Origin of the sequence: Rhodopseudomonas pentothenatexigens (assembly GCF_900218015.1) — a bacterium.
Taxonomy (GTDB): Bacteria; Pseudomonadota; Alphaproteobacteria; order Rhizobiales; family Xanthobacteraceae; genus Rhodopseudomonas; species Rhodopseudomonas pentothenatexigens.
Genome location: NZ_UFQQ01000005.1, coordinates 1 through 20,803 on the forward strand (window position 1 = coordinate 1; position 20,803 = coordinate 20,803).

The window sequence follows — 20,803 nt, forward strand, 5'->3', positions numbered from 1 at the left end:
CATCTCGATCGAAGTCTGTTGCGGTGAGGGTTTGCGAAGCATCCCCCATGGAATCAAAAGCCCCCGCCAATGGCGAGGACTTTGTCAGCAGTCTGACGCGGGCCCCGGGGGCCCGCGTTCTTCAAACTCAGTTCGTTTCGTCGCCGAAAGGCGCGATCAGCGCGCCGCCGCGCTCGGACGGCGATCCGCGCCGAAAGCCGGCTTCGGCTTGCTCGGCAGCAGGCCTTCGCGCTGCAGCTTCTTGCGGGCGAGCTTGCGGGCGCGGCGCACGGCTTCCGCCTTCTCGCGCGCCTTCTTCTCGGACGGCTTCTCGTAATGTCCGCGCAGCTTCATCTCGCGGAAAATCCCCTCGCGCTGCATCTTCTTCTTCAGCGCCTTGAGGGCTTGATCGACGTTGTTATCGCGAACGAGAACCTGCACGCGGCATCCTCTTCAGAGTGATCGGATCGGAATTTATTGGATTAGGCGGGGCCGACAACGGCCAGGCCCTCCACCTAGAGGGCGCCCATGTATCAGATCGGGCCGGCAATGTCCACCTGAGCCGACAATTAAGTTTTGCGACGTTGGTCGGTTCCGTCAGGGTTTTCCGGGATCGACCACGGTGACATGGCCCATCTTGCGGCCGGGCATCGCGAGACGCTTGCCGTACAGATGTACAGTGGCACCGGGAACCGTCAGCCAACCGGCATAGTCGTGCACATCGTCGCCGATCAGGTTGGTCATGGTCACGGTCCCGTGGCGCAGCGGCTCGGCCAGCGGCCAGCCGGCAATCGCCCGGATGTGCTGCTCGAACTGCGACACCGAGGCGCCGTCCAGGGTCCAATGGCCGGAATTGTGCACCCGCGGCGCGATCTCGTTGACCAGCACCTGCGGCCCGTCCGCGCCCGGCACCACGAACATCTCGACTCCGAGCACGCCGACATAGCCGAGCGCGTCGGCGATCGTCTTGGCGATCCGGCGCGCCTCGTCGGCGACCGCGTCCGGGATCGCCGCCGGTGCCTTGGAGATCTTCAGAATGTGGTCGCTGTGCTCGTTCTCGGTGACGTCGTAGCTCACCACCTGGCCGTCGGCGCCGCGCGCGGCGATCACCGAAATCTCGCGTTCGAACGGCACAAAGGCTTCGAGAATCGCGGCGCGGGTCTCCAGGCTGGCCCAGGCCGCTTCCGGATCGTCGCCCGGGCGCAGCATCATCTGGCCCTTGCCGTCGTAGCCGAACCGCCGGGTCTTCAGCACGGCCGGCAGGCCCAGCCTGGCGACCGCGTCGCGCAGCGTCTGCGGCGAGGTGACGTCCGCATAACCGGCGGTGCCGATGCCGAGCCGGGTGACGAAGTCCTTCTCGGCCAGCCGGTCCTGGGTGGTCTCCAGGATGGTGTGATCCGGCAGCACCGGCTTGCGTGCCGCCAGCACCAGCGCGGCCGAGGCCGGCACGTTTTCGAACTCGTAGGTGATGACGTCGACCTCGGAGGCGAACGCTTCCAGCGCCTCGACATCGGCATATTCGGCGCAGGTGGCGTTCTGCACCACGTCGAACGCCGGCGAATCCGGGTCGGGCGAGAACACTTGGCACTTCAGCCCGAGCCGGGCAGCGGCGAGCGCCAGCATCCGGCCGAGCTGGCCGCCGCCGAGGATCCCGATGGTGTCGCCCGGCTTCAGCGGTTCACGACGGGATGCACTCACGCGGCGCCCTCCGGGCGGGCGGCGACCGAATCGGTCTGCGCCTTGCGCCAGGCTGCCAGCCGTGTCGCCAGTTCGGAGTCAGTCAGCGCCAATACGCTCGCGGCGAGGAGGGCGGCGTTGACTGCGCCGGCCTTGCCGATCGCCAGCGTGCCGACCGGGATGCCGGCCGGCATCTGCACGATCGAATACAGCGAATCCAGGCCCGACATGGTCTTGGACTCGACCGGCACGCCGAACACCGGCAGCTCGGTCAGCGCCGCGGTCATCCCCGGCAGATGCGCAGCCCCTCCGGCGCCGGCGATGACGATGCGGTAGCCGGCTGCCTTGGCGCCCTTGGCAAAGGCGTAGAGCCGGTCCGGGGTGCGGTGCGCGGAGACGATCTGGCTGTCATGGGCAACGCCGAGGGCGGTCAGGGTGTCGGCGGCATGCCGCATCGTTTCCCAGTCCGACTGGCTGCCCATGATGATCGCGACGGGAGCTGTCATTCAAACGGGTCTTTCGAACGATTCTGTCGTGAATCCAGAAACATGGGTGAGAGTTGAAGGGATCGCAACGGCGCCGGCCGAGGCATCCGGAATGGACTATCCTTTCTTGGTGAAGAGCGGCAAGTGTTGTGGCGGTTCTCCGGCTGATTCTCATGAAAAAGAAGCCCATCCGCCCCTCATCCGCCCGCCGATCGGTCGACCGCGGGACAGCCAAGCCTGCCGCCAAGAAGCGAAAACTGCCGCCTGCCGGGCCGCGCCCGGCGCCGGCGACGCCGCGGGCGCGGGTTGCCGGGGGGCGGCTGCCGGCCGATCCGCAGCTCAAGATCCGGCGGCTGAAGGCCCAGCTCGCCGCCGCGCTGGCGGAGATCGACGTGCTGCGCGCTTCCGCCGAAACCGACTTCCTGCTCGGCATCGCCAACCGCCGCGGCTTCGAGCGCGAGCTCGGTCGGGCACTGGCCTACATCAAGCGCTACGGCGCCGGCGGCGCGCTGATCATGCTGGATGTCGATCGGCTCAAGCCGGTCAATGACACGCTCGGCCACGCCGCCGGCGACGTGGTGCTGAAGGCTGTGACCGAAGCGCTGCTGCGCCACGTCCGTGCGTCGGATCTGATCGGCCGGCTCGGCGGCGACGAGTTTGCGCTGCTGCTATGGAATCTCGACGAAACCGACGCCCGCGCCAAAGCGTTGGGCTTGGAGGCTGCGGTCGACGAACTCGCGATCCGCTATGGCGATCAAACGATCGCGGTCGGAATCTCCGCCGGCGTGGCAATGCTGACGCCGGAGATGGACGCGGCCGAAGCGTTCGCGCTTGCCGATCGGGCGATGTACGCCCGCAAGGCGGAGCGCCGCGCCGCTTCGGGTGCAACGATCAGGCGATGATGTCGGGCGTGATCTGATCTTCGATGAAGGAGATGCGGTCGCGCAGCGCCAGCTTGCGTTTCTTCAGGCGCTGCAGTCGCAACAGGTCGGGCGCCGGCGAATGATGCAGCGCGTCGATCGCGGCATCGAGATCGCGGTGCTCTTGTTGCAGCCTGGCCAGCTCTGCACCGAGGTCGCCCTCGTCTTCATCGGTCATGATCAGTGTCGGCTTGAACCGGCGCCGATCGGCGGGCCGGTTGCTGAGGATTGTCGATCAGTTCGGCGTCATTATCGCCTTTGCGGCGTTGCGAGCAAGCGGCGCCGTTCTGCATCGCGTCGTGTACGACCTTCGTCAGGTGAATAATCCGGGAACGCGGTCGGTCGAATTGTCGGACGTGCCGTGCAGGTTGCTTCCTCGGTCGTTTCCGAGGGCGGTGCGCACGCAGCTACGAATCATTTCGTTCCGCCCGCGAAATTATGACGCGCGTATTTCAAACCTATCGACAGACGCCACCAGAGATGTACACTTCTTCGTCCGGATGGAAACTCAGTCTCACCAAAAGAGGAGGTTTCGTATGGCAATTCAGGCACATCTCGTCGAACTGGAACGCAAGCACAAAGTTCTGGAGACCGAATTGCACGACGCTCTCGCCCATCCTTCCACCGACGACGCGCGTATCGCCGAACTGAAGCGCCGCAAGCTGATGGTTCGGGACCAGATCGCCAAGCTGAGGCAGACCACCACCAGCCTCCACTGAATCTCCTCACCGCACTGCAGCAGAGCTGATCCCCGCGTCTTCGGCGTGCGCGATGCACGCCACGGCGCGGGCCGCAAGCCGCGGGACCTCGTTTCCGCCGACGCCGAAGAGCCTTCCGGGCGGCGTCAGCGGAAGACTGGAGCTGTCCCGATCCGAAGGTGATCCTGCGCCGGTCATGCCGCCGCGAGTTCGGCGACGTGATCGGCAATCGCCAATGAGGCGGTGAGGCCGGGCGACTCGATCCCGAACAGGTTGATCAGCCCCGACACCCCGTGCTCGCGCGGGCCCTGCACGACGAAGTCCTGCACCGCGACCGACTTCGGTACGATCTTCGGCCGGATACCGGAGTAGCCCGGCGACAGCGCGCCGTCCGGCAGACCAGGCCAATATTTGCGGATCGCCGGATAGAATCGCGCCGCGCGGGCGGGATCGACCACGTAGTCGATCTCGTCGATCCACTCGACGTCCGGACCGAATTTGGCCTGGCCTCCCAGGTCCAGCGTCAGATGCACGCCGAGCCCGCCGGGCTCCGGCACCGGATAGATCAGGTGCGAGAACGGCGCCCGCGCGCTGCAGGTGAAGTAATTTCCCTTGGCGTAATATGCGGTCGGCACCAGCTCGGCCGGCATCGTGGCGATCGCGCGCGCCACCGCCGGCGCGCCGAGGCCGGCGGCGTTGATCAGCAGCCGGCAGCCGAGCGTCATCGGCATTTCGCCGCCGATGTCGAGCGCGAGCGCCTCGCCGTCACGGCGCGCCGACAGCAGCGGTGCATGAAACGCGAACGCCGCGCCGGCCGCTTCGGCATCGCCGCGCAGCGCCAGCATGTAGCCGTGGCTGTCGACGATGCCGGTCGAGGGCGACAGCAACGCGGCGACGCAGGCGAGCGACGGCTCCATCGCCCGCGCCTCCGCGCCGTCGAGCACGCGCATGTCGTCGACGCCGTTGGCGGCGGCGTGGGCACGGATCGCGGCGAGCTTCTCGGCCTCCGCTTCGTTGGTGGCGACGATCAGTTTGCCGCAGCGGCGATGCGCGACGCCGTGATCGCCGCAATAGTCGTACAGCGCCCGCCGGCCGGCGACGCAGAACCGCGCCATCAGGCTGCCGGCGCGATAATAAATCCCGGCGTGGATCACTTCGCTGTTGCGCGACGAGGTGCCGGTGCCGATCGATTCCGCCGCTTCGACCACGATCACTTCGCGGCCCTGCTGTGCCAGCTTTCGCGCGATCGCCAGACCGACCACGCCGGCGCCGACCACGACGCATTCCACTTCTTCCATCGATCCCGCGCTCTTGTTGCAGTTCTCTCGTCAGGCGGCGTTTATGATCGGGTTAACCATCTCGGGTCAATTGATGAAAATCCACCCCATCGCCGTTTGTCGGACCAGCGGTGTTTACATGTTCCAAAGGTCTCTTGCAGCAAACTCCCGCTGCAATTTCTGGGTGTTGTATGACGGCGTGGATTGGGAAGGCGGGCAGCGGGGCAGCGTTGGCTGCGGTGACGACCGGTCTTTCTCCATCGGGAGCGATCGCGGCGCAGGGGCTCGCGCCGGCCAGCTACATCGGCGGCATCGAACCTGAGTTCGTCTGGGAACTGTTGATCGGCGGTTTCGTCGTGGCGTCGTTCACCTGCGCGATCGCGTTGTGGGCGACCTCGATGCTGCGCAAGCAGCGCCGCGCCCAGCGCCGCAAAAACATGCTGGTGGATTCGGTCCTCAACAAGCTGCAGCAGGGCGTGGTGATCGCCGACGCCTCGGGCCGCATCGTGTTCTGCAACGACCGCTATCTCGAGATGTACGGGCTGAGCCGAGCCGAGGTGCCGCGCGGCCTGCCGGGTCGCGAATTGCTGGCGCTGCGTCGCGCCCGCGGCATGCTCGATCTGTCCAACGACGACTTCTATCGCAGCGCCGGAGCGCCGGGCGGCTACGTGTCCGAACTGGCGGACGGGCGCTGCATCCAAGTGAAATTCTCGCAACTCGCCAATGGCAGCACGATCGCGACCCACGACGAGTGCAGCGAGCTGCGCCGGGTGTCCAAGCAACTGGCCACCACCAAGCAGTTCCTGGAGTCGGTGATCGACAACATCCCGGTCTGCGTCGCCGCCAAGACCATCGAGGACGGGCGTTACATCCTCGCCAATCGCGCGTTCGAAGCTCTGTCCGGTCTGAGCCGCGATCGCATCGTCGGCGCCACCGCCGAGGAGCTGTATCCCGCACGATCCGCGGCGAGCATCCGTGAGGCGGATCACTGCGCGCTGAGCTCGAGCACCGGCGCCTACACCTCCGAGCTGACCGTCGAGATCGGGCGAGGCGAACGCGTGCTCGCCAGCAACCGCGTGGTCGCGCGCAACGAGCAGGGCGAACCGGAATTCCTGATCGCGCTGTTCGAGGACGTCACCAACCGGCGCGCGCTGTCGCTGGAACTGGAGAGGACCAAGCGCTTCCTCGAACTGGTGATCGACAATATTCCGGTCGCACTGACGGTGCAGAACACCGCCGACGGCCGCTACGTGCTCGCCAACCGCGGCGCCGAGATCATCCTCAATCGTCGCCGCGAGGACGCCACCGGGCTGACCACCGCGGAAATCTTCAACGCCAAGGAAGCGCGGCTGATCGCCGAACGCGACGAGCTGGCGATCCGCAAGGGCGGCCTGGTGGTCGAGGAACATCCGATCTCGACCGCCGGCGGGTTGCGCCTGTTCGTGACGCGGCGGATGACCGTCATCGACGACACCGATCAGGCGCATTATCTGATCAAGACCCATGTCGACGTCACCGACCGCCGCCAGACCGAGGCGCGGATGGCCCATATGGCGTATCACGACGGCCTCACCGATCTGCCGAACCGCGACGCGTTCCTGAAATCGCTGACTCAGATGATCGAGGCATGTGACGACGCGGTCGACGAATTCGCCGTGCTCAGCGTCGATCTCGACGGCCTGAAGGAAATCAACGACGTGTTCGGCCATGCGATCGGCGACAAGCTGCTGATCGAGGTGGCGCGCCGGATCGAATGGGCGGCGCGTGGCGGCGTGGTGGCGCGCCTGTCCGGCGACGAATTCGGCCTGATCATCGACGGTCCGCAGCCGGGGGCTGCGCTCGAACTGGCGAGCGTGGTGGCCAAGGCGCTGGCGCCGGGCTTCGTGATCGACGGCAAGACGGTTCGGATCGGCGTCACCACCGGGGTCGCGCTGTTCCCCGCCAACGGCACCGATGCGGCGTCGCTGCTCGCCAATGCCGGTGCCGCGCTGTTCCGCGCCAAGGCGAAGGCGCGCGGCTCGGTCACGGTGTTCGAGCCGGAAATGGACATGCAGATCCGCGACCGACGGGTGCTGCACCAGGACCTGTCGAACGCGATCCGCAACGGCGAAATGTCGCTGTACTACCAGCCGCAGGCGTCGAGCACGAAGCGGGTCGGCAACAACGACATCGTCGGCTTCGAGGCTCTGACGCGGTGGCGCCATCCGACCCGCGGCTTCGTACCGCCGAGCGAGTTTATTCCGCTCGCCGAAGAGAGCGGACTGATCGTCGAGCTCGGCGAATGGATCTTGCGCGAAGCCTGCCGTCAGGCGGCCTCGTGGGCGCGGCCGCTGCAGGTCGCGGTCAACCTGTCGCCGGCGCAGTTTCTCAACACCGATCTGGTCGCGTTCGTTCACGAGGTATTGCTGCAGACAGGGCTGGAGCCGGGGCGTCTGGAGCTGGAGATCACCGAGGGCGTGCTGATCGAGGACTTCGATCGCGGCCTGTCGCTGCTGCGCCGGCTGAAGGCGCTCGGGGTCCGGGTGTCGATGGACGACTTCGGCAGCGGCTATTCCTCGCTGACCTATCTGCAGGCGTTCCCGTTCGACAAGATCAAGATCGACCGCGCCTTCATCATGAATCTCGGCCGCAACCCCCAATCGGCCGCCATCGTCCGCGCCGTGATCGGGCTCGGCCACGGCCTCGGCGTGACGCTGGTCGCTGAAGGCGTCGAGACCCAGGACCAGCTCGACTTCCTGGTCGACGAGGCCTGCGACGCGGTACAGGGCTATCTGATCGGCAAGCCGGCGCCAATCGATCAGTATCGCTGCCTGGTCGGACTGGACTCCGAGGACGGCAACGCCCAGGCGCGCGCACGCGAAGCGAGCTGATCGCCGTTCGCGCGACGCGCCGCGGCAGCTTCGCGGACGCTCAGTCTCCGGCACCGCCCGCGACCGATTTGCCGCCGAACGCCACCGGTGTCTGCCGCCTGTCGTCGACACGCAGCGTGATCAGGTCCGGCCGCGCCCAGTGCCCGAGCGCGCCGAATTCGCCGCCTTCTCCAGGCCTCGATGTTCGACGCGATGGGGAGCTTCAGTACGCCCGACGGCGAGGGCTGAGCGAAGTCACCGGCGTTCCCGACGGTTGAGCCGCGTGCGATAGGTCGCTACAGCTTGCGGTTCTGATCGAACCGGCCTGGAGCTGCAGAGACGCTGAGGAAATGACGGAGCACGCTGGATATCCCGCGCCGGCCGAGGTTGCCGGCGAGCCGCTGTTGCGTATCGAAGCCGTGGAGAAACGGTTCGGCGGGTTCGTCGCCGTCGACCGGCTGTCGCTGGACATCAACGCCGGCGAGTTCTTCGCGCTGCTCGGCCCCAGCGGTTGCGGCAAGACGACGCTGCTGCGGATGCTGGCGGGATTCGAGACGCCGGATGCCGGGCGCATCCTGCTGAACGGCGTGGATATCGCCGCAGTGCTGCCGCACGAGCGTCCCGTCAATATGATGTTTCAGAACTACGCGCTGTTTCCGCATCTCTCTGTCGCCGACAACATCGCGTTCGGGCTGAAGCGGGCCCGGCTGCCGCGCAAGGAGATCAAGGCGCGGGTCGCCGAGATGGTCGCGCTGGTGAGGCTGGAGGGCATGGAGAAGCGGCGGCCGGACCAGCTCTCCGGCGGCCAGCAGCAGCGCGTCGCGCTGGCGCGGGCGCTGGCGCGGCGGCCGAGCCTGTTGCTGCTGGACGAACCGATGGCGGCGCTCGACAAGAAGCTGCGTGAAAGCACTCAGCTCGAACTGATGGCGCTGCAGAAGCGGCTCGGTACCACCTTCGTGATCGTCACCCACGATCAGCAGGAGGCGATGACGGTCGCGGACCGCATCGGCGTGATGCGCGCCGGCCGGCTCGACCAGGTCGCGGCGCCGCGGCAGCTGTACGAGGCGCCGGCGTCGCGCTGGGTCGCAGAGTTCGTCGGCGACGTCAACATGCTGGAAGGCAGCGTCGCCGGCCGTGAGCACGGCCGCATCACGGTGGCCACCGGCGGGGCCGGCGCGGTGGTGGCGGCGGAGCCGCGCGAGGCGCTGGACGCCGATGCGATCTGCGTCGCGATCCGGCCGGAGAAGATCAAGCTGTCGCTGCGCGGCCCGGCTGCCGACGCCGGCCACGCCGACGCGATCAACCGGCTCGACGGCACCATCACCGACATCGGCTACGCCGGGGGCATGACCAGCTACAAGGTCCGGCTCGATCACGGCGCGACGCTGCTGGCCGCGATGGCGAATACGACGCGGCTCGACGTCGACGCCTATCACGCCGGTCAGCACGTGGTGGCGTGGTTCGCCCCCGACGATTGCGTGGTGCTGACCCGATGAGCGGCCGCCGGATCTTCACCAAGCCGGCGCGGCTCGCGGCGGTCGCGCCGTATGTCTGGATGCTGCTGTTCTTCCTGGTGCCGTTCGGCTTCGTGGTGAAGATCGGCCTGTCGCAGACCGCTGTGGCGCAGCCGCCTTATACGCCGGTGTTCGACCTCGCGGCCGGCTGGGCGGCGCTGCAGTCGGCGTTCGGGTCGCTGTCGCTCGACAATTTCAGGCTGATCTTCGGCGACGATCTGTACCTTCTGTCCTATTTGCGCAGCCTCACGGTGGCGGCGGTGTCGACCGCGATCCTGCTTCTGATCGGTTATCCGATCGCGTTCGCGATGGCGCGGCTGCCGCGCGGCTGGCAGCCGATGGCGATGATGCTGGTGATCGTGCCGTTCTGGACCTCGTTCCTGATCCGGATCTACGCCTGGATCAACATCCTGCAGCACGACGGCCTGCTCAATCAGCTTCTGCTGGCGCTGCACATCGTGTCGAAGCCGGTGGTGTGGCTGTCGACCGACACCGCGATGTATATCGGCCTCGTCTATTCGTATCTGCCGTTCATGGTGCTGCCGCTGTACGCGACGCTGGCGAAGCTGCCGCATGCGCTGTCGGAAGCCGCCGCCGACCTCGGCGCCTCGCCGCGCCAGGCGTTCTGGCTGGTGACGTTCCCGCTGTCGCTGCCCGGCATCGGCGCCGGCGTGCTGCTGTGCTTCATTCCGATCGTCGGCGAGTTCGTGATCCCGGACCTGCTCGCCGGCTCGACATCGCCGATGATCGGCCAGACGCTGTGGCTGGAGTTCTTCACCAACCGCGACTGGCCGGTGGCCTCGGCGCTCGCGGTGCTGCTGCTCGGGGTGCTGCTGCTGCCGCTGCTGATCTACGAGCGGGCGCAGCGGCGCCAGCTCGAGGGGAGGTCGTGATGGCGTTGCTGATGACAGACCTCACCGCGAGCGTTGCCTTCTCCCTCCCCCCTTGCGGGGGAGGGGCGGGGTGGGGGGGAGCCACGAGGCGAGGCTTCCGTCTTGGACCCCCACCCCCGACCCCTCCCCGCAAGGGGGAGGGGAGCAGAGGGTGCATGCCATGAGGCTCTCCCGTTTCAACCTCGTCTCGCTGACGCTGGGGCTGGCGTTCCTGTATCTGCCGATCGTGATCCTGGTGATCTACTCGTTCAACGATTCCCGCCTGGTCACGGTGTGGGGCGGCTGGTCGCTGCGATGGTATCGCGAATTCTTCGAGGATCAGCCGATGCTCGACGCCGCCTGGATGAGCCTGCGAGTGGCGCTGACCTCGGCCACCGCGGCGGCGGTGCTCGGCACGCTGGCGGCGGTGGCGCTGTCGCGGGCAGGGCATTTCAGGGGCCGCACGCTGTTCTCCGGCATGCTGTACGCGCCGCTGGTGATGCCGGAAGTGATCACCGGCCTGTCGCTGCTGCTGTTGTTCGTCGCGATCAGCGCCGAGCGCGGGTTCTGGACGGTGGTGATCGCCCACACCACTCTGACGATGTGCTTCGTCGCAGTAGTGGTGCAGTCGCGGCTGCACGCGCTCGACCGCAGCGTCGAGGAGGCCGCGATGGATCTCGGCTGCGCCCCGGTGGAGGCGTTCCTGCGCGCCACCGTGCCGCTGATCTGGCCGGCGATCGCGGCGGGCTGGATGCTGGCGTTCGCGCTGTCGCTCGACGATCTGGTGATCGCCAGCTTCACCACCGGCCCCGGCTCGACCACGCTGCCGATCCGGATCTATTCGGAAGTGCGGCTCGGGGTGAAGCCGGAGATCAACGCGATCTGCACCCTGATCATCTCCGCCGTGACGGTGCTGATCGTGATCGCGTCGCTGGCGTCGAAGCTGTCCAAGAGCCAGGCCGACAACGCCGCGCCGATGTGAGGTGCGCAACACGTCCAATGTCATCCTGAGGTGCGCGCCCTTGCGCGCCTCGAAGGATGGGCCGCGCGTGTTGCCGACGTCCTTCGAGGCCCGCCTGCGGGAGGACGCCTCAGGACGACGCGCTCAGAATGATTGTCCGATCGTCGGGGCCCTGGCGGGAACGGATCAGTTCGCCTTCGGCTCGGCCGGCGCCGCGGCCGGAGCTTCGGCCGGCGGCTCGGCATCCTGCTTCTTGCCGGTGATGCGTTCGAGCACCGAACGGACCGTGTCGCGGGTCTTGCGGTCCTTGACCGCGTCGAGCAGCGGCGCCGAGGCCGGCGAGCGGCGGATCAGGCTTTCCGGGTCGGGGAAGATCAGCGGGTCGTCCCATGGCCCCTGCACGATGAACGGCAGGTCGAAGCCGGGCTTGGCGGCGGAGCCGTTCGCCAGGCTGGCGACGCCCTTGAGGTCGTATTCCCGTGCCGGCACCGAGGCGGTGCCGCTCAGCGCGATCCGCGCGGTCGGCCCTTCGATCCGGACCTCGTCGGCGGTGGCGACGCCGTCGGCGAACCGCACCGCCACGGTGAGCTTGTCGAACGGCGTCTTGCCGCTGCGGAAATTGCCGCCGCCGGACAGCGGCCGCCGTTCCAGCCGCTTCAATAGCTGTTCGACATTGAAGCCGCTGATCGCGCCGTCGTGGCCGGTGAGCAGCGCCGAGCCGTCGAGCGACTGCGCCAGGCCGAACGGGCTGGCGCCCTCGGCCTCGAGCGAAACCGTCAGGTTGCCGCGCCCGGACAGGTTGCGCACCCCGAGCAGATCGGCGGCGCAGGTCTGCAGGTCGACGTCGTTGAACTGGAATTGCGCCTTGACGCTGGCGGCTTTGTCGGAGCGCCCGATCCCGAAAGTGCCTTGCGCGATGCCGCCGTAGACCTGGGCCTCGCCGACGCTGAGCGCCAGCGCGCCGCCGCGCAGATTGGCGCTGAGCGCGGTGCGGCCGAGAGTGGTGGAGCCGATCGTCACCTTGGCGGCCGACAGCCGCATGTCGAGGTCGACCGGGTCGGTCGAGGTCAGGTCAAACAATTGCCGATTCCAGTCGCGCGCGCCGCTGGCGAGCAGCCGGATCGTCGACAGATACGGCGTGACGTCGATACTGCCGGCGGCGAGCGTCGCCTGCAGGCCCTGATGGCCGCCGGCGATCGTGTAGGTCATCACCCCTTCGGCGACGTTCTTGTCGAGCTCGACATTGACGTTGGTCAGCGCCACCGACGGACCGACCAGGTTGGCCCGGGCCTTCAGCGCGAACCGGCCGAAGCCGCCGGTGCCGGGCGGCTCCTGCCCGGCCCAGCGCAACGCATTGCGCAGCGAAACGCTGTCGGCGCTCACCGTGCCGGTCAGCACCAGGCTGGCCTTGTTGGCGATGGTGCCGTCGAACGCGATCTTCATCGGCGCTCCGGCGACCCGCAGCTTCAGGCCGGAGCGCTCGCCCGACAGCGCGGCGATGAAGTCAGCGACGGTGATCGAGCCGTCGATGCGTTCGCCGCGCCAGTCGAACTGGCCGGTGGCGGCGAAAGTCCGCGAGATCGACGGCCATGCCAGCGACAGGTCGATGTCGCTGATGTGCTCGTGCAGACCGTTGGCCTGGTCGCGATAGCTGAGCTCGCCGTCCTGCAGCCGGATTTCGGAGAACGACACCTGGTCGTCGAGGCCGGGCTTCATCGTCCGGGTCAGGCTGTCGATGAACGGCGTCCAGTTGCTGCGGCCGTCGGTATCGCGCACCACGTGGATCGACGGACGGCCCAGCTCCACGTCGGCAATCTCGAACCGCCGCAGCAACAGCGGCAGCAGCCGCAGATTGGCGGTCAGCGTCTTGACGCTGAGTGCGGCATCGCCGTTGCCGTCCCCGTCGCTCTTCAGCCGGACGTCGCTGAACACCACCGTGCTGCGCGGAAAGATGGTAACGTCGATGGCGCCGTCGACCGCGAGCTGCAGCCCGGTCGCGGCGCGAAGCTGCATCTCCACCGCCTGGCGCAGGGCGCCGCGGTCGATCGTCAGCGACAGCGCGAACGCCCCTGTCACGGCGACGGCGATCAGCACCGCGACCGAGATCCCGAGGCGCTTAATTCCTTGGGCCATCGCCAACCAGTTTCCGGAACGTGAGCGTGAATGAGGTGTGTGAGAGGCGGCTCCCAACAGGGCCGGACCCGGGGCGCAACTTGCTCGGTTTTCTTGGCGCTTTCAAGGCTTTCCGGGTGTTGCGGGGCCTGGTGCAATTGACGGGTTGCGGGGTTTTTGCCTAATAGACCTAATCGCAGCAAAGCCCGCTCAAAGGTCCCTGCATCATGAACAAGGTCTACCCCGACGCCAAGGCGGCACTCGACGGCATCTTGCGGGACGGCATGATGATCATGTCCGGCGGCTTCGGCCTTTGCGGCATTCCCGAGACCCTGTCCGACGCGATCCGCGATGCGGGCGTCAAGGATCTCACCTTCGTTTCCAATAACGCGGGCGTCGACGGCATCGGCCTCAGCCGCCTGCTCGAGACCCGGCAGATCAAGAAGATGATCTCGTCCTATGTGGGCGAGAACAAGCTGTTCGCGCAGCAGTTTCTGGCCGGAGAGCTGGAACTGGAATTCGCCCCGCAGGGCACCCTGGCCGAGCGCATCCGCGCCGGCGGCGCCGGCATCCCGGCGTTCTTCACCAAGACCGGTGTTGGCACGCTGGTGGCGGAAGGCAAGGAAATCCGCGAGTTCGACGGGGAGAAATACGTGATGGAACGCGGCCTGTTCGGCGACGTCGCGATCGTGCACGCCTGGAAGGGCGATACCGCCGGCAACCTCGTGTACCGGAAGACCGCGCGCAACTTCAATCCGATGATGGCCACCGCGGCCAAGATCACCATCGCCGAGGTCGAGCATCTGGTGCCGGCGGGCGCGATCGACCCGGATCATATCCACACCCCGGGCATCTTCGTGCAGCGCATCGTCCACGTGCCGAACGCGAAGAAACACATCGAGCAGCGCACCACCCGCAAGCGTGCCGAACCGGCGGCGAGCTGAGGAGAACCCTGATGGCTTGGACCCGCGAACAGATGGCGGCGCGCGCCGCCAAGGAATTGCGCGACGGCTTCTACGTCAACCTCGGCATCGGGATTCCGACGCTGGTCTCGAACTACATCCCGGACGGCGTCGACGTGGTGCTGCAGAGCGAGAACGGCATGCTCGGCATGGGTCCGTTCCCCTACGAGGGTGAAGAAGACCCGGACCTGATCAATGCCGGCAAGCAGACCGTCACCGAGCTGCCGTCGACCAGTTACTTCTCGTCGGCGGATTCGTTCGCAATGGTTCGCGGCGGCCATATCGACCTGTCGATCCTCGGCGCCATGCAGGTCGCCCAGAACGGCGATCTCGCCAACTGGATGATCCCCGGCAAGATGGTGAAGGGGATGGGCGGCGCGATGGATCTGGTCGCCGGCGTCAAGCGCGTCGTGGTGGTGATGGAGCATTCCGCCAAGGACGGCCCGAAGCTGCTGAAGACGTGCAACCTGCCGCTCACCGGCGAGCGCGTCGTCGACATGGTGGTGACCGATCTGGCGGTGTTCACCATCGACAAGCACGGCAACGACGGCATGGCGCTGATCGAACTCGCCGACGGCGTCACCCTCGACGAGGTCAAGGCCAAGACCGAAGCCGAATTCCGCGTCGCGCTGAAGAACGCCTGACGTTCGCCGCGACGGCTGCTGTCCCGGCCAGTGCGGCGGCCCGCCGCGCTGTGTCCGATGATCTTGAAACCCGCCATTGTTCCCTTAGATCGACGGGTGCCGGCTCTGTGATGCAGAGACCGGCGCGCTGCCCGGTCGCATCGCTCGGCAACCGCGTCTCCGCCCGTCGCCGTGTCGCTGCGATCGACCGGACTGCCAGACAGACGCAATCCTCAGCACGCCGTATCGCTTGCGGCCCGGCTATGAGCCGCGCATGCTGCTGCGTGCGGGGGCGGGAACTCGGCTGCGGGCAGCGGCGTCTTCAGTCGGACGACAAGGAGCACTGCTCCCGTCGCGGGAGCGCAGCGGGGAGTCACCGTCGTGGAGCTCAACAAGAAGACCCAGTTCAATATCTGGTACTGGCTGATCGCACTCTTCGTTCTGCTCGGCTTTCAATACCTGTTCACCACCGCGACGCTGGTCGCGCAAATTCCCTACAGCCAGTTCGAGACTTATCTGGGCGAAGGCAAGGTCGCCGAGGTCGCGGTGTCGGATCGCTTCATCCAGGGGCGGTTCAAGGAGCCGATCGACGGCAAGCCGATGTTCATCACCACGCGGGTCGAGCCGGATTTGGCACGCCAGCTCCAGGACAAGGGCGTCGTCGTCACCGGGCGGATCGAGAGCACGTTCTTTCGCGATCTGCTGTCGTGGGTGGTGCCGGTGCTGCTGTTCGTCGGCGTCTGGGTGTTCATCATGCGCCGGATGGGCGGCGGCGTCGGTGGCGGCTTGATGCAGATCGGCAAGTCGAAGGCCAAGGTCTATGTCGAGTCCGACACCGGCGTGTCGTTCGCCGACGTCGCCGGCGTCGACGAAGCCAAGGACGAGCTGAAGGAGATCGTCGATTTCCTGAAGGATCCGGAGGGCTACGGTCGGCTTGGCGGCCGGATGCCGAAGGGCATTCTGCTGGTCGGCCCGCCCGGCACCGGCAAGACCCTGCTGGCGAAAGCCGTGGCGGGCGAGGCCGGCGTGCCGTTCTTCTCGATCTCCGGTTCGGAGTTCGTCGAGATGTTCGTCGGCGTCGGCGCCGCGCGGGTGCGCGATCTGTTCGAACAGGCCCGCGCCAAGGCTCCGGCGATCATCTTCATCGACGAGCTCGACGCGCTCGGCCGTGCCCGCGGCATCGGGCCCTATGCCGGCGGCCACGACGAGAAGGAGCAGACGCTGAACCAGCTCCTGGTCGAGCTCGACGGCTTCGACTCCTCGACGGGCCTGGTGCTGCTCGCCGCCACCAACCGGCCTGAAATCCTCGACCCGGCGCTGCTGCGCGCCGGCCGGTTCGATCGCCAGGTGCTGGTCGATCGTCCCGACAAGGCCGGCCGTATCCAGATCCTCGGCGTGCATCTGACCCGGGCGAAGCTGGCGCCCGACGTCTCGCCCGAGCAGATCGCGGCGCTGACGCCGGGCTTCACCGGTGCCGATCTGGCGAACCTCGTCAACGAGGCGACGCTGCTCGCCACCCGCCGCAAGGCCGATGCGGTGACGATGCAGGATTTCAACAACGCGATCGAGCGCATCGTCGCGGGCCTGGAGAAGCGCAACCGGCTGCTCAATCCGAAGGAGCGCGAGATCGTCGCCTATCACGAGATGGGCCACGCGCTGGTGGCGATGGCGCTGCCCGGGGTCGATCCGGTGCACAAGGTGTCGATCATCCCGCGCGGCGTCGGCGCGCTCGGTTACACCATCCAGCGCCCGACCGAGGATCGCTTCCTGATGACCCGCGAGGAGCTGGAGAATAAGATGGCGGTGCTGCTCGGCGGCCGCGCTGCCGAGAAGATCGTGTTCGGCCACCTGTCGACCGGCGCCGCCGACGACCTGATGAAGGTCACCGACATCGCCCGAGCCATGGTGACGCGCTACGGCATGAGCGAGCGGCTCGGTCACGTCGCGCTGGAGAAGGATCGCCGCTCGTTCCTGGCGAGCGACCAGCCGTATTACGGGCCGCAGGAGCGCAGTTACTCGGAGGAGACCGCGGCGGCCGTCGACGACGAGGTCAAGCGCATCGTCGACGCCACCTTCGACCGCACCGTCAAGCTGCTCGGCGAGCGCCGTGACCAGCTCGAACGCTCGGCCCGCCGGCTGATGGAGAAGGAAACGCTCGACGAGCAAGATCTGCGGTCGTTTGCCGGTCCAGGTGCGCGAGCGCTGCAATCCCCGGCCGATGCAGCGGCCCGGGTCGGCGCCGACAGCGACTGACTACCGTCGCCCGCCCGAGAACATCGGCGACTCGCCCGGCAGCAGATTGGAGCGGATGTCACTGTCGGTGGTGCCGTTGTACTGGGTGTAGCCGGCCGAGAACGACAGGCTGACATTCGAGGTCGGCTTGATCTCGATGCCGGCGTTGACGCTGGTGGCGGCGGTGGTGCTGCTGGCGAAGCCCGGCGAGGTCAGCGTGGTAAACACGTCCGGCTTGTACTTCAGGCTGTCGACGCCGCCGAACAGCGTGACCGGCATGTCGCCGACGCCTTTGAAGCGGTAGCCGTATTGCGAGCCCTCGGCGGCAAGCGAGCCGAAATTGCCGAACGCGCCGGCGCCGCCCGGGGCGCGCCAGCCGAGACCGCCGGCCAGCGGCGTGACCGGAGCGCTGTAGCTGCGGGCGACGAAGCCGCTGCGCAGTTCGCCGTTCTCGTCAGTTTCCGCGGTGAAGCCCGGCACATCGCTCCAGTTCAGCGAGCGCCAATTCTCGATCGCGCCGCCGCCGAAGCCGAACGGCCCGCCAGGGACCCAATAGCGGATCGGTGCTACCTGCGCCTGTGCGGCCGCTCCGGCGAGGAGCATTGCGGCGAGGGTGAGGCCACAGCGGGCGGCAAAAGGGGAGATCCGGATCTGCTTCATCGGGCGAATTATACGTTCGTGGACGGGCCGAGGCCAGCCGGTGCTGCGGATCGCCGCAGTGCCGAAGTTCCAGGGCCATGATCCACGCGATGACGGCGGCAGCGTGGCGCACCCGCCGAGTCCGATCGTGTTCATTCCGGCAGGTCGGAGAACCGCGTCAGCCAGACCACCGGCGGAATGCTGGCGGCAACGATGATCAGGGCCGCCAGTGCGCCGTCCTCGAAGCTGCCGCGGCTGGCGTATTGATAGATCGAGGTCGACAGCGTCTCGACGTTCAGCGGCCGCAGCAGCAGCGTCGCCGGCAGCTCTTTCAGACAATCGACGAACACCAGGATCGCGGCGCCGACCAGCGCCGGGCGCAGCAGCGGAAGGTCGATCTTCCACAGCGTGATCAGACGACCGGCACCGGCGGCGCGGGCGGAGTCGTCATAGTCGCGCGGAATCCGATCGAATCCGGCCTTGGCCAGTCCGGTCGGCACCGCGAGGAAGCGGATCACATAGGCGGCCACCACGGCGCCGCCGGTGCTCATCAGGATCAGGCCGGGCGACGGATAGCCGAACGCGCGGAACAGATTGGCGACGGTGCCGTCGATCACCAGCACCGGCGTCAGCAGCCCGAGCGCCAGCACCAGGCCCGGAAGGGCATAACCGAGCTGGGTGACTGTGACGGCCGCGCGGGTCGCTCGCTCCTCCCGCCAGCGCGCGGCCAGCACCACGATCAGCCCCAGCGTCAGCGCGATCACGGTCGCCAGAGCGGCCAGCGTCACGGTGTGCAGGGCGTCGCGCCACAGCGCAGGGTCGATCCCGATCGACAGGCTGCGGCGTAGGCTCTCGCCGAGTAGATAGGCGGCCGGCAGCACGAAGCCGAACAGCGGCGGCAGCAGGCAGGCCGCGGTTGCGAGGCCGCCCTTGGCGCCGCGCAGCTGCGTCCGCGTCCGCAGCCGCGGGCTTTCGGCGGACAGTTCGACGCTGGCGTTGCGCCGGCCGATCCGCTCGATCGCGATCAAGAGCGCGGCGAAGCCGAGCAGCACCAGCGACAGCTGCGCGGCGCCGGCGAGGCTGCCGCGGTTGAGCCAGGTGGTGAACACCGAGACGGTGAGGGTGCGGACGCCGAGATATTCCGAAGCGCCGATGTCGTTCAACGTCTCCAGCGCGGCCAGCGCGACGCCGACCGCGAGTGCCGGCCGCGCCATCGGCAGCACCACCCTGAACAGAATGGTGAAACGCCCGGCGCCGAGCGTGCGCGCGGCCTCGATCGCGTCGGTGCCCTGCGCCTGGAACACCGCGCGGGCCGACAGATACACGTAAGGATACAGCACCAGCGCCAGCAGCAGCATCGCGCCGGACAGCGAGCGCATCTGCGGCAGCCACTGCACCGCCTCGGCCGGCGGCATGATCAGGCCGAGCGCGCGATGCACCAGCCCGAGCGGTTCGAACAGATCGACATAGACGTAGGCCGACAGATAGGTCGGCACCGACAGCGGCAGCGGCAGCAGCCAGATCAGCGCGGCGCGGCCGGGAAAATCGTGCGACGACACCAGCCAGGCGGTGCCGGTGCCGATCAGCAGCGTCAGCGTGCCGACGCCGGCGATCAAGAGCGCGGTGTCGCCGACCGCGCGCGGCAGCACATAGGCGATCAGATGCGACCACACCTCGCCCGCCGGCTGCAGCGCGATCAGCACCAGGCTGATCACCGGCGCGGCGACGAGCAGGGCGGTGAGCAGGGCGAGACCGAGAACTACCTGGTCGGAGGGCGGTGACGTCCTCATCGCGGACGTCGCTCCGTCTTCCATGCCGGTGGCAGGATATCGCGGTCCTGAAAGTCGTCATGCCCGGGCCTGTCCCGGGCATCGCTGCCTTCAGGCTCCGCTTCGCGCGTGGCCGTGGATGGCCGGGACGAGCCCGGCCATGACGGAAAGTCAGTCCCGTTTGTCAGTTGTCGAATCCGACCTTGTCGACCAGCGTCGCGGCCGCCTTGCGGTTGGCGGCGATCTTGGCGATCGGCAGCGGGTCGGGCTTCAGCTTGCCGTAGCTGGCGATCACCGGATTGAGGGCGACGCCGGCGCGGATCGGATATTCGTAGTTGGCGTCGGCGTAGATCTGCTGCGCCTTTTCGCCGGCGAGCCATTCGATCAGCTTCACGGCGCTCGCCTTGTTCGGCGCGTTCTTGGTCAGCAGCACGCCGGACAGGTTGACGTGGGTACCGCCGCCTTCGAATGTCGGCAGGATCACCTTCGTGGCATCCGCCCAGGCCTTCTTGTCCGGGTCCTTCAGCATCAGCGCCCAGTAATAGGTGTTGCCGATGCCGAGATCGCATTTGCCGGCTGCGACGTCGCGCGCGGTCTCGCGGTCGCCGCCCGACGGCTTCTGCGCCAGATTGGCCTTCAGGCCGCGCAGCCATTCCTCGGCCTTGGCCTCGCCGTGCTTGGCCACATAGGCGGCGAACAGCGCGTTGTTGTAGATGTGCTGGCCGGAGCGGATGCAGATCTTGCCCTTCCACTTCGGGTCGGCCAGTTCCTCGTAGGTGATCGCTTCCTGCTTGACGCGATCCTTCGAGGCGTAGATCACCCGCGCCCGCATCGAGATTCCGGCCCAGTGGCCGTTCGGGTCGCGGAACTGCGCCGGCACGATCTCGTCGATCACCGCCGAGTTGATCGGCTGGCTGATGCCCGCCGCGACCGCGTCGTCGATCCGGCCGATGTCCACGGTCAGCAGCACGTCGGCCGGGCTGTCGGCGCCCTCGGCCTTGATCCGCTGCTCCAGGCCCGAACTGGCCGAGATCACGTTGACGGCGATACCGGTGTCCTTGGTGAAGGCGTCGAACAGCGGCTGCACCAGCTTGGTTTCACGATAGGTGTAGACGTTCACCTGTTCGGCGGCCTCGGCGGCGAACGGCACCAGAATGGCGGCAACGGCAAGGGCAGCGGCGCGAAGGCGGCTCATACGGCGGCTCCTGGAGAGACTGCGATACCGCTGTCACTA

18 protein-coding genes are annotated in these 20,803 nt (G+C 67.4%); 9 read left to right on the forward strand and 9 right to left on the reverse strand.

The features are described 5' to 3' along the window. Positions 1–156 precede the first annotated feature (156 nt). From rpsU to purE, 3 genes are all read right to left on the reverse strand, one after another. The gene (rpsU, locus tag DWA33_RS05370; protein ID WP_011159711.1) at positions 157–420 is read right to left on the reverse strand and encodes a 30S ribosomal protein S21; all 264 of its coding nucleotides are present in this window, start codon (positions 418–420) and stop codon (positions 157–159) included. Between the two features lie 156 nt (positions 421–576). Continuing rightward, entirely contained in the window at positions 577–1,677 is a 1,101-nt protein-coding gene (locus tag DWA33_RS05375) for a 5-(carboxyamino)imidazole ribonucleotide synthase (RefSeq protein WP_114357079.1), read from the reverse strand. Then, the gene (purE, locus tag DWA33_RS05380; RefSeq protein ID WP_114357080.1) at positions 1,674–2,162 is read right to left on the reverse strand and encodes a 5-(carboxyamino)imidazole ribonucleotide mutase; all 489 of its coding nucleotides are present in this window, start codon (positions 2,160–2,162) and stop codon (positions 1,674–1,676) included. Before purE ends, DWA33_RS05375 begins: the two co-directional genes overlap by 4 nt. A gap of 152 nt (positions 2,163–2,314) precedes the next feature. Between purE and DWA33_RS05385 the strand changes: the two genes are divergently transcribed. After that, positions 2,315–3,043: a GGDEF domain-containing protein gene (locus DWA33_RS05385; RefSeq protein ID WP_114357276.1), complete on the forward strand. Its 729-nt coding sequence runs from the start codon at positions 2,315–2,317 to the stop codon at positions 3,041–3,043. Here DWA33_RS05385 and DWA33_RS05390 read toward each other — a convergent pair. Continuing rightward, positions 3,033–3,239 (reverse strand): YdcH family protein, encoded by a 207-nt coding sequence (locus tag DWA33_RS05390; protein ID WP_041808064.1) that lies wholly within the window; start codon positions 3,237–3,239, stop codon positions 3,033–3,035. The two genes, DWA33_RS05385 and DWA33_RS05390, sit on opposite strands and share 11 nt — an antisense overlap. 358 nt (positions 3,240–3,597) lie before the next feature. Here DWA33_RS05390 and DWA33_RS05395 point away from each other — a divergent pair, with 358 nt between their 5' ends. Then, positions 3,598–3,780 (forward strand): YdcH family protein, encoded by a 183-nt coding sequence (locus tag DWA33_RS05395; RefSeq protein ID WP_114357081.1) that lies wholly within the window; start codon positions 3,598–3,600, stop codon positions 3,778–3,780. A gap of 173 nt (positions 3,781–3,953) precedes the next feature. On the opposite strand, the gene DWA33_RS05400 is transcribed toward DWA33_RS05395, so the two are convergent. Further along, positions 3,954–5,057, reverse strand: a complete 1,104-nt coding sequence (locus DWA33_RS05400) for an NAD(P)/FAD-dependent oxidoreductase (RefSeq protein WP_114357082.1) — start codon at positions 5,055–5,057, stop codon at positions 3,954–3,956. 170 nt (positions 5,058–5,227) lie between these two features. Between DWA33_RS05400 and DWA33_RS05405 the strand changes: the two genes are divergently transcribed. The 4 genes from DWA33_RS05405 to DWA33_RS05420 all read left to right on the forward strand — a co-directional run bounded on the left by DWA33_RS05405 (position 5,228) and on the right by DWA33_RS05420 (position 11,253). After that, complete coding sequence (locus DWA33_RS05405) at positions 5,228–7,906, forward strand: sensor domain-containing protein (protein WP_114357083.1); 2,679 nt, start codon at positions 5,228–5,230, stop codon at positions 7,904–7,906. A gap of 329 nt (positions 7,907–8,235) precedes the next feature. Then, complete coding sequence (locus DWA33_RS05410; RefSeq protein ID WP_114357084.1) at positions 8,236–9,381, forward strand: ABC transporter ATP-binding protein; 1,146 nt, start codon at positions 8,236–8,238, stop codon at positions 9,379–9,381. After that, on the forward strand, positions 9,378–10,292 hold the full coding sequence (locus DWA33_RS05415; protein WP_114357085.1) for an ABC transporter permease: 915 nt from the start codon (positions 9,378–9,380) through the stop codon (positions 10,290–10,292). Before DWA33_RS05410 ends, DWA33_RS05415 begins: the two co-directional genes overlap by 4 nt. 160 nt (positions 10,293–10,452) lie before the next feature. Further along, positions 10,453–11,253, forward strand: a complete 801-nt coding sequence (locus tag DWA33_RS05420) for an ABC transporter permease (RefSeq protein WP_114357086.1) — start codon at positions 10,453–10,455, stop codon at positions 11,251–11,253. Between the two features lie 165 nt (positions 11,254–11,418). On the opposite strand, the gene DWA33_RS05425 is transcribed toward DWA33_RS05420, so the two are convergent. Further along, on the reverse strand, positions 11,419–13,365 hold the full coding sequence (locus tag DWA33_RS05425; RefSeq protein WP_114357087.1) for an AsmA family protein: 1,947 nt from the start codon (positions 13,363–13,365) through the stop codon (positions 11,419–11,421). A 206-nt stretch (positions 13,366–13,571) separates the two neighbouring features. Between DWA33_RS05425 and DWA33_RS05430 the strand changes: the two genes are divergently transcribed. The 3 genes from DWA33_RS05430 to ftsH all read left to right on the forward strand — a co-directional run bounded on the left by DWA33_RS05430 (position 13,572) and on the right by ftsH (position 17,182). After that, positions 13,572–14,288 carry a CoA transferase subunit A gene (locus DWA33_RS05430; RefSeq protein ID WP_114357088.1) on the forward strand — a complete coding sequence of 239 codons (717 nt, stop codon included), beginning with the start codon at positions 13,572–13,574 and terminating at the stop codon, positions 14,286–14,288. Positions 14,289–14,299: 11 nt separating this feature from the next. Continuing rightward, complete coding sequence (locus tag DWA33_RS05435; RefSeq protein ID WP_011159690.1) at positions 14,300–14,950, forward strand: 3-oxoacid CoA-transferase subunit B; 651 nt, start codon at positions 14,300–14,302, stop codon at positions 14,948–14,950. A 360-nt stretch (positions 14,951–15,310) separates the two neighbouring features. After that, positions 15,311–17,182, forward strand: a complete 1,872-nt coding sequence (ftsH, locus tag DWA33_RS05440; RefSeq protein WP_114357089.1) for an ATP-dependent zinc metalloprotease FtsH — start codon at positions 15,311–15,313, stop codon at positions 17,180–17,182. Here the strand turns inward: ftsH and DWA33_RS05445 are convergent, their stop codons facing one another. From DWA33_RS05445 to DWA33_RS05455, 3 genes are all read right to left on the reverse strand, one after another. Continuing rightward, entirely contained in the window at positions 17,183–17,821 is a 639-nt protein-coding gene (locus DWA33_RS05445) for a hypothetical protein (RefSeq protein ID WP_114357090.1), read from the reverse strand. A gap of 131 nt (positions 17,822–17,952) precedes the next feature. Next, the gene (locus DWA33_RS05450) at positions 17,953–19,590 is read right to left on the reverse strand and encodes an ABC transporter permease (protein WP_114357277.1); all 1,638 of its coding nucleotides are present in this window, start codon (positions 19,588–19,590) and stop codon (positions 17,953–17,955) included. A gap of 163 nt (positions 19,591–19,753) precedes the next feature. After that, a complete protein-coding gene (locus DWA33_RS05455; protein ID WP_114357091.1) occupies positions 19,754–20,764 on the reverse strand; it encodes a Fe(3+) ABC transporter substrate-binding protein in 1,011 nt (336 codons plus the stop codon). Positions 20,765–20,803 lie beyond the last annotated feature (39 nt).

What these genes read in the sequence shown, in the direction of transcription:
- DWA33_RS05435 (WP_011159690.1), top strand. Translation starts at nt 14,300, where the DNA reads ATGGCTTGGACCCGCGAACAGATGGCGGCGCGCGCCGCCAAGGAATTG.
- purE (WP_114357080.1), bottom strand. Translation starts at nt 2,162, where the DNA reads ATGACAGCTCCCGTCGCGATCATCATGGGCAGCCAGTCGGACTGGGAA.
- DWA33_RS05430 (WP_114357088.1), top strand. Translation starts at nt 13,572, where the DNA reads ATGAACAAGGTCTACCCCGACGCCAAGGCGGCACTCGACGGCATCTTG.
- DWA33_RS05390 (WP_041808064.1), bottom strand. Translation starts at nt 3,239, where the DNA reads ATGACCGATGAAGACGAGGGCGACCTCGGTGCAGAGCTGGCCAGGCTG.
- DWA33_RS05455 (WP_114357091.1), bottom strand. Translation starts at nt 20,764, where the DNA reads ATGAGCCGCCTTCGCGCCGCTGCCCTTGCCGTTGCCGCCATTCTGGTG.
- DWA33_RS05425 (WP_114357087.1), bottom strand. Translation starts at nt 13,365, where the DNA reads ATGGCCCAAGGAATTAAGCGCCTCGGGATCTCGGTCGCGGTGCTGATC.
- DWA33_RS05405 (WP_114357083.1), top strand. Translation starts at nt 5,228, where the DNA reads ATGACGGCGTGGATTGGGAAGGCGGGCAGCGGGGCAGCGTTGGCTGCG.
- DWA33_RS05410 (WP_114357084.1), top strand. Translation starts at nt 8,236, where the DNA reads ATGACGGAGCACGCTGGATATCCCGCGCCGGCCGAGGTTGCCGGCGAG.
- DWA33_RS05385 (WP_114357276.1), top strand. Translation starts at nt 2,315, where the DNA reads ATGAAAAAGAAGCCCATCCGCCCCTCATCCGCCCGCCGATCGGTCGAC.
- DWA33_RS05450 (WP_114357277.1), bottom strand. Translation starts at nt 19,590, where the DNA reads ATGAGGACGTCACCGCCCTCCGACCAGGTAGTTCTCGGTCTCGCCCTG.
- DWA33_RS05395 (WP_114357081.1), top strand. Translation starts at nt 3,598, where the DNA reads ATGGCAATTCAGGCACATCTCGTCGAACTGGAACGCAAGCACAAAGTT.
- DWA33_RS05445 (WP_114357090.1), bottom strand. Translation starts at nt 17,821, where the DNA reads ATGAAGCAGATCCGGATCTCCCCTTTTGCCGCCCGCTGTGGCCTCACC.
- DWA33_RS05400 (WP_114357082.1), bottom strand. Translation starts at nt 5,057, where the DNA reads ATGGAAGAAGTGGAATGCGTCGTGGTCGGCGCCGGCGTGGTCGGTCTG.
- DWA33_RS05420 (WP_114357086.1), top strand. Translation starts at nt 10,453, where the DNA reads ATGAGGCTCTCCCGTTTCAACCTCGTCTCGCTGACGCTGGGGCTGGCG.
- DWA33_RS05415 (WP_114357085.1), top strand. Translation starts at nt 9,378, where the DNA reads ATGAGCGGCCGCCGGATCTTCACCAAGCCGGCGCGGCTCGCGGCGGTC.